At 62.1% G+C, this 9,635-nt stretch carries 9 protein-coding genes and 1 tRNA gene; 7 read left to right on the top strand and 3 right to left on the bottom strand.

The features are described 5' to 3' along the window. Positions 1–217 precede the first annotated feature (217 nt). From NW853_RS01585 to NW853_RS01570, 4 genes are all read left to right on the top strand, one after another. Positions 218–568 (top strand): hypothetical protein, encoded by a 351-nt coding sequence (locus tag NW853_RS01585; RefSeq protein WP_414333746.1) that lies wholly within the window; start codon positions 218–220, stop codon positions 566–568. 145 nt (positions 569–713) lie between these two features. Next, positions 714–1,634 (top strand): L-lactate dehydrogenase, encoded by a 921-nt coding sequence (locus NW853_RS01580; protein ID WP_414333761.1) that lies wholly within the window; start codon positions 714–716, stop codon positions 1,632–1,634. A gap of 89 nt (positions 1,635–1,723) precedes the next feature. After that, positions 1,724–2,431, top strand: coding sequence for a tRNA (guanosine(46)-N7)-methyltransferase TrmB (gene trmB, locus NW853_RS01575; protein ID WP_414333748.1), 708 nt, complete (start codon positions 1,724–1,726; stop codon positions 2,429–2,431). 67 nt (positions 2,432–2,498) lie between these two features. Further along, positions 2,499–4,106, top strand: coding sequence for a type II CAAX prenyl endopeptidase Rce1 family protein (locus NW853_RS01570; RefSeq protein WP_414347351.1), 1,608 nt, complete (start codon positions 2,499–2,501; stop codon positions 4,104–4,106). A gap of 12 nt (positions 4,107–4,118) precedes the next feature. Here the strand turns inward: NW853_RS01570 and NW853_RS01565 are convergent, their stop codons facing one another. From NW853_RS01565 to NW853_RS01555, 3 genes are all read right to left on the bottom strand, one after another. Then, positions 4,119–5,141, bottom strand: coding sequence for a DnaJ domain-containing protein (locus tag NW853_RS01565; protein WP_414347348.1), 1,023 nt, complete (start codon positions 5,139–5,141; stop codon positions 4,119–4,121). Then, entirely contained in the window at positions 5,099–5,995 is an 897-nt protein-coding gene (locus NW853_RS01560) for an ABC transporter substrate-binding protein (RefSeq protein ID WP_414347345.1), read from the bottom strand. Before NW853_RS01560 ends, NW853_RS01565 begins: the two co-directional genes overlap by 43 nt. 82 nt (positions 5,996–6,077) lie before the next feature. Beyond that, entirely contained in the window at positions 6,078–6,929 is an 852-nt protein-coding gene (locus NW853_RS01555) for an inositol monophosphatase family protein (protein ID WP_414347342.1), read from the bottom strand. Positions 6,930–7,208: 279 nt separating this feature from the next. Here NW853_RS01555 and NW853_RS01550 point away from each other — a divergent pair, with 279 nt between their 5' ends. From NW853_RS01550 to NW853_RS01540, 3 genes are all read left to right on the top strand, one after another. Continuing rightward, entirely contained in the window at positions 7,209–7,787 is a 579-nt protein-coding gene (locus tag NW853_RS01550) for an FHA domain-containing protein (protein WP_414333756.1), read from the top strand. 52 nt (positions 7,788–7,839) lie between these two features. Then, a tRNA-Gln gene (locus NW853_RS01545) sits at positions 7,840–7,911 on the top strand. A 213-nt stretch (positions 7,912–8,124) separates the two neighbouring features. After that, positions 8,125–9,582 (top strand): cobyric acid synthase, encoded by a 1,458-nt coding sequence (locus NW853_RS01540; RefSeq protein ID WP_414333762.1) that lies wholly within the window; start codon positions 8,125–8,127, stop codon positions 9,580–9,582. The last annotated feature ends 53 nt before the right edge of the window (positions 9,583–9,635 follow it).

The following is a 9,635-nucleotide window of genomic DNA, read 5'->3' as shown; positions in this document are numbered from 1 at the left end:
TAGAGAGTCAGACTGAGGGATATAACTCCACCACTTAACTCAGCTACAGGATATCTCTATTGCAACTACTTTCAATAAATTAGGGGCATGGTAGGGGTTTTCTTTGATAAAGAGTTGCATCAAGCTGGGAAGGTCTGGTAAAGTGCTTACCCAAATGGCAATTGCTAAAGATTTGCAGTTAAGCCTTCTCAGGAGAACGGGTCGCGGAGTGGCAAGCATGACATGGCAACAGGTACAGGCGGGCGTGTGGTGTCGGCAGTTGGGGCAACTGGCGCCCCAGTGGTGGCTGGGGTGGAGCCCTGAGCAGGGCTTCCAGCTCTACCGCCAAGAGTCCCTGCCTTCTCTCTCTGCTTTGCGGATGCGCTACCAGGAGCAGGATGGCTGGCTGGATGTGTTTTTGGGAGAAGCCGAGCAACATCCCCAGCGGCGGCGCAGTCTCCTCGATGCAACGGCGCGGGTGGCTTTGCACTACTTGCCGGAAGATCTGGCTCAGATTCGGTCCCTGAAGTGTCCTCACGAGCGCATTCCTCTGGAGCTTTGGCAACGGCTAACCCAGCAACGGAGTTGAGGACTACCCAATGCTATTTTGCTCTCCGCTTGGCCAGGCTTAAGCTGGGAAGGGAAGCGTAGCGGCTGAAGCCATGACCGTTTCTGAGCGCCAACCCAAGCAACCCTTTGAGCAGCAAGCCAGTGGGCTGACTTCTCGCCGCCTTTTGAAGGGATCCATCATCGGCGCCGGGCAGGTGGGCATGGCCTGTGCCTACTCGATGGTGATCCAGAACACCCTCGATGAGCTGGTTCTTCACGACATCGACCGCGCCAAGCTGGAAGGGGAAGTGATGGATCTGGTGCACGGGATCCCTTTTGTGGAGCCGACGCGGATCTGGGCGGGAGAGCTGGCCGATTGCGCCGGCTCAGACGTCGTGATTGTGACGGCGGGAGCCAAGCAGCGGCCTGGCGAAACCCGTTTGGATCTGGTTCACCGCAACGTTGAGATTTTCAAAAGCCTGATCCCGGCCCTGATGGAGCATTGCCCCAGCGCCATTTTCCTGGTGGTGAGCAACCCCGTCGATATCATGACCTATGTTTCCCTGAAGGTGTCGGGGCTGCCGGCGGGGCAGGTGTTGGGATCGGGCACGGTGTTGGATACGGCCCGCTTCCGCTATCTTTTGGCCCGGCGGCTGGGGGTGGATCCGCGCAGCCTGCACGCCTACATTATCGGCGAACACGGAGATAGCGAGGTGGCCGTCTGGAGCAAGGTGAACATTGCCGGCACGCCGATTGGCCAGCTCTCGCCGGAGTGGGATCCCGCCCAGTTGGGGGATATTTTCGAGCAGGTGCGCAATGCCGCCTATGAGATCATCCGCCGCAAAGGGGCCACCAGCTATGCCATTGGTCTGGGGGTGACGCAAATTGTCCAGGCCCTGGTACGGGATCAGCGGCGCGTTTTAACCGTGAGCAGCCTCACCCAGGGGGAGTATGGTCTGCCGGAGGTCTGCCTCAGTTTGCCGAGAGTGGTCGGTCGGCAGGGGGTGGAGCGCACGCTGGCCATGTCCCTCACCGAGAGCGAGCAACAGCAACTGCACCGCTCGGCCCAGATCCTGCGGCAAGTCATCGACAGCATCCGGTGGTAGCCTAGAGCTCCTCTACCTTTCCATCCCAACTGGGGGATCTTTTGGGATCCCTTGGGGGGAGGGCTGAAGCTAGCGGCAGGAGGTGGTCTATGGAAACAGACGTGCAACGGGCACAGCAGGTAACCCAACCTGAGAAGGACTCCCCCGCTTGGGCAGGGATCCCGCTGCAGAAAGGTCTTGGCCAGCGGCTGCGGCAACACGTCAACCCCCTACAGGCGCAATACCAACAGCCCACCCCCCCGCCCCACTGGGAACGGGTGTACCGGCGGCTGGGGCAACCCTTTCATTTGGATATCGGCAGCGGGAGCGGACGCTTTTTGCTGCGCATCGCCCAGGAGCAGCCCGACTGGAACTTTTTGGGCGTGGAGATTCGACAGCCGCTGGTGGAGCGGGCCAATGCTTGGCGGGACGAGCTGGGGCTGGATAACGTCCATTTCCTCTTTGCCAACATCAACGTCTCGCTGCGGCATCTATTTGCCCCGGGGGATCTCAGCCGAGTCACCATCCAATTTCCGGATCCCTGGTTTAAAAAGCGCCATCACAAACGGCGGATCGTCCAACCGCAACTGGTGGCGGATCTGGCCCTGCTGCTGCAACCGGGCAGCCCCGTCTTCCTGCAGTCGGACGTGCGGGAAGTGGCCGAGGAAATGGCAGCTCGATTTTTAGACCATCCGCAGTTTTGGGATCCCTGCCAGGGGCCCATCGATGACAACCCCTTCGGTATTCCTACCGAGCGGGAGTGGCAGTGTCTGCAGTTGGGGCTGCCCATCTACCGTTATTGGCTAGAGCGCCGCTGACCCCTTCATCCTGCCGAAGCCAATAGAAGCTAGGATATAACCCGCTGGAGTTGCCTCTGTTGCTGTCATGTCTCCCTCTGACGCCACGGCCTCGGTCGATCCCCATTGGCTTTCTGTTCGCCGTGGGATCCTCAACCTGCTGAGCCTATTGGCCCTTTTGATTGTCGGGCTTTCGCTTTCCAGCAGTTGGTTTCAGCCGCCGCCCCAAACGCGGTTGGATCTGTTGCAAACCCATCTCGCCCTGCAGGCTGCCCGCACCCTCGACGATCCCCGCTATCAGGATCTGGCGCGGGCTTTGCTGGGGCAGAACGTTTTCGAGCTGGCCCACAATCGCTACCGGCAGGTGGCCGACAACTACGCCGAACGCCTGCAGCGCCTCAAACGGATGGCACGGCTGGAAAGGGCGACTCCCTCGGAGGCGGGCAGATCCGAATTGGCCAGCCTCTCGGATGCGGTGGGGCCGGCCTCAACTCCAGAAGAAGTGGATCCCGTTCTGCTGGCTTCTGTCCAGGAGCTGCAGGCGGAGCTGGACGCCCTGCGGCTGCGCCTGGGCCTGCTCTCCGCCTACCAGGAGGATCTGGAGGCAGCCCAGCAGCAGTGGCAGCAGGTGATCGATCCAGAACGTCCCTTGGAGCTGGAATCCCGCCAAAAAGGGGTGGCGCGGCTCTTGCAAGGGCTGTGGGGAACGCCACGGCGCATCTTGCCGGAGGCCGAGGTGCAGATCCGCAACCACCTGGACGGCTGGTTTGAGGCAGTGGCCCTGCAGCAGCTCTACCGGCTGCAACAGCGCAGCGACAGCCTCAATGCCCTCAACCAGGAGCAGGAAAAATTGGCCTTGGCAGCTCTGTTCCGGCTGGCAGTGGTGGGCGGGATCCCGATGCTGGGGGCGCTGCTGGGGCTAATCCTCCTGTTGGGTTGGCTGGGCTGGAGCTTCTGGCGCCAACGTCCGCTCCTCGGCCCGCCGTGGGAGGTGCCTTGGCCGGGGATCGGAGCGCAGGCGGTGCTGACCGGTTGGTTTTTGGGGTTCATTCTCCTCAATACCTTGGTGCCTCGCCTTTACATGGTTCTGCTCGGCTTGGGGGCACAACAGCTCAGCCCTTGGCATCAGGCGGTGGCCTTGTTTCTCACCTACAACGCCGGCGCTCTGCTGGGGGCGGCGCTGTTGTACCGGCTTCTTCGGATCTATCCCGGTTGGCAGAAGGCGTTGCAGGTGCGGCTGTGGGGCCCTTGGCCGCTCTGGGGCCTATGCGGCTACTGGGTGGCCCTACCTTTGGTGGTGCTGGCAGCGGCGCTGTCGCAGTTGCTGCTGCCCCAGGCAGGGGGCGGGAACCCCATCTTGCCCCTGCTGCTGGACAGCCACGGCTGGGGGGCGCGCTTGCTGTTTTTGGCCGTGGTGTCTGTCTGTGCCCCCGTTTTTGAGGAGGTGCTGTTCCGGGGCTTTTGGCTGCCTACGCTGAGCCGCTACTTGCCGATGGGGGCTGCCATCTTGCTCAGCGCCTTCACCTTTGCCCTTGCCCACCTCAACCTTTCCGATCTGCTGCCGCTGACCATGCTGGGGGTGGTGCTGGGGGTGGTGTACAGCCACAGCCGCAACCTGCTGGCCCCCATCCTGCTGCACAGCCTCTGGAATACGGGATCCCTGGTCACGCTGCTGGTGCTGGGGGGCGCTTCCTGAGCGGAGTTTGGCCTACTTTTTCTTGCCAAAGAGGCGGCTCCAGAAGCCGCCGTTGTCTTCTTTGCGCGGCGGTGGCACGATTTTCTGGGCTTGGGACGTCTGGCGGCTGGCGGCAGGGACGGGAACCGGCTGCTGGGTGGTGACCTGCTGCAACCAGCGGCGCACCTCCGCCATCAACTCGGCGTTGCCCGGCTCAAGGCGGCTGGCCTGCAGGAAGTCGGCCTTGGCCATGCCGGCGTTGCCCTGCTTGAGGTGGGCGATACCCCGGTGCAGATAGTAGCGGGCCACGTTGGGCTGGGCGCTGATGGCGAAGTTCAGATACTGCACCGCATCCCGGTATTGCTTGCGCTCGATCATGTCCAGCGCCTGCAGGAAGCGAGTCTCAGCGGGGCTGAGTTGCGGAGTTGGGGGCGGGGTGGGCGGGGCAGTAGGAGACGGAACGGGGGAGCTGGCCGGGATCCCACCCAAGGTGGTGCGGCTGGGGGAAGGGGTTGGGATCCCAGTCAGGGTGGTGGTTCTGGCGGCAGGGGCGGGGATCCCTTTGTAGCCGGCTTTGAGCAGCAGGTAGGCCAGGTTCAGCTCGCTCAGTTGCTCGGTTTTCTCCAGCAGCGTGGTCATAGAGCTGTATTGCTCTTTGGCCAGCTTCTCCACCCGCCGGACGTATTCTTCCTGCCAATCAGAGCGCTCGGCCAGGTCTTTGACGGCTTCTCCAGTGGGCCACAGATCGGGGGGCGGCGACTCCAGCAGGCGTTGAACGCGCAGCTTGAGCACAGTCTCGTATTCTGACCGTTCCCGCTCCTTGGTCAGCACTTCGTTGGCCGGGCTGACCAGCTTGGCAAAGAGGACGTTGGCCCGCTCTGCCCCTTCCAGATCCCCGACAAAGCGATCCGGGTGCAGGGCCTTGGCCGCCTGCAAGTAGCCGCGCCGGATCCCCTTGGAGTCGGCGGTGAGGGGTACGCCCAAGATGGCGAAATGGTCCGTCTCGTAGCGGGCTAGTCCTCGGCTGAGGCGGGGGACATCAGAGTTGGATCCCATAGTTGCCACTTCTCCAAGATGCGTTGCAAAGTTCCGTTCTCGGTCAGGATTGCGATTGCCCCATCCACGGCTTCCTTCAGAGAAGGATGCTGCGAGGATACCACGCCCACCAGAGGAATCGGGAACAGAGGCGGCCCCGCCAGGCGCAGCCGGGATCCTGCCTGGCGCAGGCTCAGGGCGGCAACGGGCTGATCGACGAGTACGGCATCCAACTGGCCGGCCTGGAGCTGAGCAAACAGGCGCTCCGGGTTGCTGGTGGCAAAAAGACGAATGGCGTTGCCCCGCCTCTCGTTGTACGCCTCCAACAGAGCTGCTCCCGTACTGTTCACTACAATGCCCACTTTGCGGCCAAATAATTGCGACAGCGCCTCAATGGGAGTTTCCCCTGGCCCCGGATCCCGTACCACCAAGCGCTGGGGGCTGAGGTAGTAGGGCCGGGTGGCGAGAAATTGCTGCGGATCCAAGCCCAAAGCTTCCCGCGCCCCCCAGATGAGATCCACCTCATCTGCCTGCAAAGCCGCCAACTGCTGACTCCAAGCCACGTAGACGGGCTCCACCTGCACCTGCAGCGTCTGGGCAAGCGCCTCGAGGATATCCCACTCAAAGCCGGCGTAGGTTTGCCGCTCTAGGTCGGTGTAGAGGTAAGCCGGGCCCAGGCTGGGATCCAGGCCAACCCGGATGCGCCCCCGCGCCTGAATTTCGGCCCAACGGGAATCGGGGGGCTGGGCTCGCTCGCCGGCAGGAGCGGGCAGGGCCGGTTTTTGGGCAGGCTGAGGGTAGGCCGGGATCCCCAAGAGAAGCGCCAGGCCAAACCCTGCCGCCCAACAACAACGCCGGAGTGTTTTCCCGGCCAAGCTATCTCTCTGACCTTGGGAAGGAGCCATAAGGGCCTGTGCGTAAAGCTTACCCAATTTTTGCCTGAACTTTACCTCATCTTTATCTTTGGCCGTTTCGCTCTCGAGGCCGCCGCATGGGGAAGGAGACCGGCAGGGGGCTGACCTGGGCCAGTTCTTCCTGAAGAGCAGCGTGTAACCAGCCGTTGCTGGCCAGCAGGCGGCCACTGTACACATCCACCGGGCTGCCATCGTAGGCAGTGACCTTGCCGCCGGCCTCTCGCACCAAGACAATCCCGGCGGCAATGTCCCAGGGGGAGAGACCTCGCTCCCAATAGCCATCCAACTGGCCAGTGGCCACGTAGGCCAAGTCCAGGGCAGCCGATCCGCCCCGGCGCACTCCCTGGGTGAGGTGGGTGAAGTGGCAGAACTCAGCGTAGTTGTTGTCCGGGGTTTCGCGCCGGTCATAGGCAAAGCCGGTTACCAAGAGGCTGCGGGAGAGTTCGGTAGTAGAGGAGACGCGGATGGGCTGGCGGTTGTGGGTGGCTCCCATCCCCTGCACGGCGCGAAAGAGATCCCCGCGAAAGATGTCGCAGACCACTCCTAGCACCGGCTCCCGCCCCTCCAGCAGACCAATAGAAACGGCAGCAAAGGGATAGCCGTGGGCAAAGTTGGTGGTGCCATCGAGGGGATCGATCATCCAGGCGTAGGTGCCCTGCGGGGATCCCTGCTGGCCGGATTCTTCCGTCAAGATCCCGTCTTCGGGGAAGTGCCGCCTCAAGATTTTTATGATCAGCTCCTCGGAAGCGCGATCCGCTGTCGTCACCAGGTCGCCCGGGCGTTTCTCCTCAATGGCAAGGTTGCCCCCCACGTAACTGCGCAGCAAAGCCCCTGCCTCCAGAGCCGCCTCTGTGGCCACATCCAACCGACGCAACAGGGCCTCCGTCACACCCACACCTCAAGGCTACAAACCTGCTACCCAGAATAGCCCGCCCGCGGCCAAGGCTGTGGCTCCCAAGGGATCCGTTAAAACACGAGTAGCTTTGACTTGAACCCAAACCTAATTTTCTTTGGGAAACGGAGTATCTCCAAAGCCGCCTGTGGTGTATAGTAGGGTACATCAAGGCTTGTGGGTTTTCCGACAGCCTGCCGAGGCCGAGTTTTTTGGAAAGGGTAGGGTTTTGAGGAACTCTAAGGTTTAAGGGCTTAGACTTGAAGAGCTAGGCTGCCGGGCATGCGGTTGAGCGTCGAGGAGGAAACGCTGTTGCCACAGAGCTACGACGAGTTTTTGACCTCCATCACAGAGGTGGGCGGGGGGAGTTCTCTTTCCAGCCAAGGCTTTGACCTGCCGCTGGATCTGTTCGACCAAGTCCCTGAGCAGCCGTTGTCTCACCCGGAGTTTACCCTGTCCGTTTGCCATCCTGTGCGGCCCTGCAGCTACATCCTGCGGGAGAACATCTACACGGTTGGCCGGGATCCCTCCAACGCCATTCAGATCGTCAACCGGTTTGTCTCGCGTCGCCATGCTTACCTGGTGCGGGTGTCCACCCAGTCCAGCCGGACAGGGTTTACCTACTGCCTGATCGACGGCAACCGCAAGGGGCAGGCCAGTACCAATGGGGTGTTTGTCAACGGCACGCGGGTGGCTACCCACTACCTGAAGAGTGGGGATGTCATCTACTTTGGGCCGGAGATCCGTGCCTATTTCTTCGAGGTGGCTCGCATTCTCTCTCTGAACCCCTTTGACGCTGGCTCCGGCCTTGGCGAAGAGCTGCCGCTTCCCCACGATACAGGAGGCCAGCGCAACCGTTGACAGACCTGAGCCTGCATCGCTACATTAGTTAAGCTGGTTAAGCAATGTGAATTGGGGCATCGCCAAGCGGTAAGGCAGCGGGTTTTGGTCCCGCCATTCGGTGGTTCGAATCCATCTGCCCCAGCTCAAAGTCTGGCAAGTGCAGAGGCGCAGGTTGCTGGGATCTGTTGTAGGCCCGCAGCCGCGAATCTACACTGCAAGCGTTTTGATCGGGGGAACTGGGGAGTCGCTTTTGCCGACGGATGCCCTGTCTGGGCGCGACGGTCGGTGGAGAGAATGGCGACAGCTTGCAACCAAGGGTGAGGGATCCGGGGTGAGCCGTTCAGGTCGAGCCTTGATGGTGGTGGGAACTTCTTCCCATGTGGGCAAAACCCTTTTGGTAACGGCCCTCTGTCGCCTTCTCAAGAAAGCAGGAAAAAGGGTTGCCCCTTTCAAAGCTCAGAATATGTCCCTCAACGCCTATGTCACCGCCGAGGGCAAAGAGATCGCCTACGCGCAGGCTCTGCAAGCCTGGGCCGCCGGGATCCCGCCTGCGGTGGAGATGAACCCGATCCTGTTGAAGCCCCAGGGCAACCTGACTTCCCAGATCGTCTTGAATGGAGTGGCGGTGGGCACCTGCCGCGCCGGCGAGTATTACGAACGCTGGTTTGCGCCGGCCTGGCAAGCGGTCAAAGAAGCCCTGGCCCGCTTACAACAGCAGTACGACTGGATCGTTTGCGAGGGGGCAGGCAGCCCGGCGGAGGTGAACCTCAAGCATCGGGATTTGGCAAATATGCGGGTCGCCTTGCATTTGGGATCCCCCACTTGGCTGGTGGCGGACATCGACCGGGGTGGGGCGCTGGCCCATGTGGTGGGCACGCTGCAACTGCTGGAACCGGAAGAACGAGCCCTGATCCGCGGCATTGTTATCAACAAGTTTCGCGGCTCGCGGGAGCTGCTGCAGCCCGGCCTGGATTGGCTGGAGAGCTACACCGGGATCCCGGTGGTTGGGGTTCTGCCCTGGCTGGATTGGGTGCTGCCCCAGGAAGATTCGCTGGGCATCGAGGCCGGCCCCCAACTCTGGGAAAATCGCCGTCCCAGGCGGGAAGACTCCCTGGAAATCGCCGTGGTTCGCCTGCCCCAGGTGGCCAATTTCTCCGATTTCGACCCCTTGCTGGCCGAGCCCAGCGTCCATCTGCGCTGGATTCACCCCGGCCAAAGCCTGGGATCCCCCGATGTCGTCATCCTGCCCGGCAGCAAAACCACCCTCAAGGATCTGTTGGCATTGCAAAAGACCGGCCTGGCCGACCAACTGCGCCACTATTCCGGCCACATCGTCGGCATCTGCGGCGGACTGCAGATGTTGGGGGAAACCCTCGCCGATCCCGATGGCCTAGAGGGAGTTGCCGGCACCTACCCAGGGCTGGGCTTTCTCCCTCTGACCACTGTTTTGCACCCCACCAAAGTTACCCGGCAGGTGCAGACACAAAGCTGCTGGCCCGCTCCTGCTCCCGTCCAGGGGTACGAAATCCACCAGGGATCCACCCAGGCGGATCCCGCTGGCTGCCTGCCGATCTTCGACCAAGAGAACCTGGGCTGGCGGGATCCCACGGGCCGGATTTGGGGCAGCTATCTGCACGGCCTCTTCGACAATCACCGCTGGCGGCGACACTGGCTAAACGAGTTGCGCCGCCAAAAAGGCTGGGATCCCTTGCCGGAGCTGGAAGGCCACTATGCTCAGCAGCGGGAGCAATTGCTGGAGCGGCTGGCGGAGCGGTGGCGGCCCCACCTGGACTTGCGCCTGTTGCTGGAATAGCCCTCACCCCCGGCCCCTCTCCCAGCCCAAGCGCTCCGCGCCGCTCACGCGAC

This window comes from Synechococcus sp. H55.11, assembly GCF_047462475.1.
GTDB lineage: Bacteria > Cyanobacteriota > Cyanobacteriia > Thermostichales > Thermostichaceae > Thermostichus.
The sequence above is the reverse complement of the archived record's forward strand: the minus strand, read 5'-3'. Positions and strand labels throughout refer to the sequence as shown.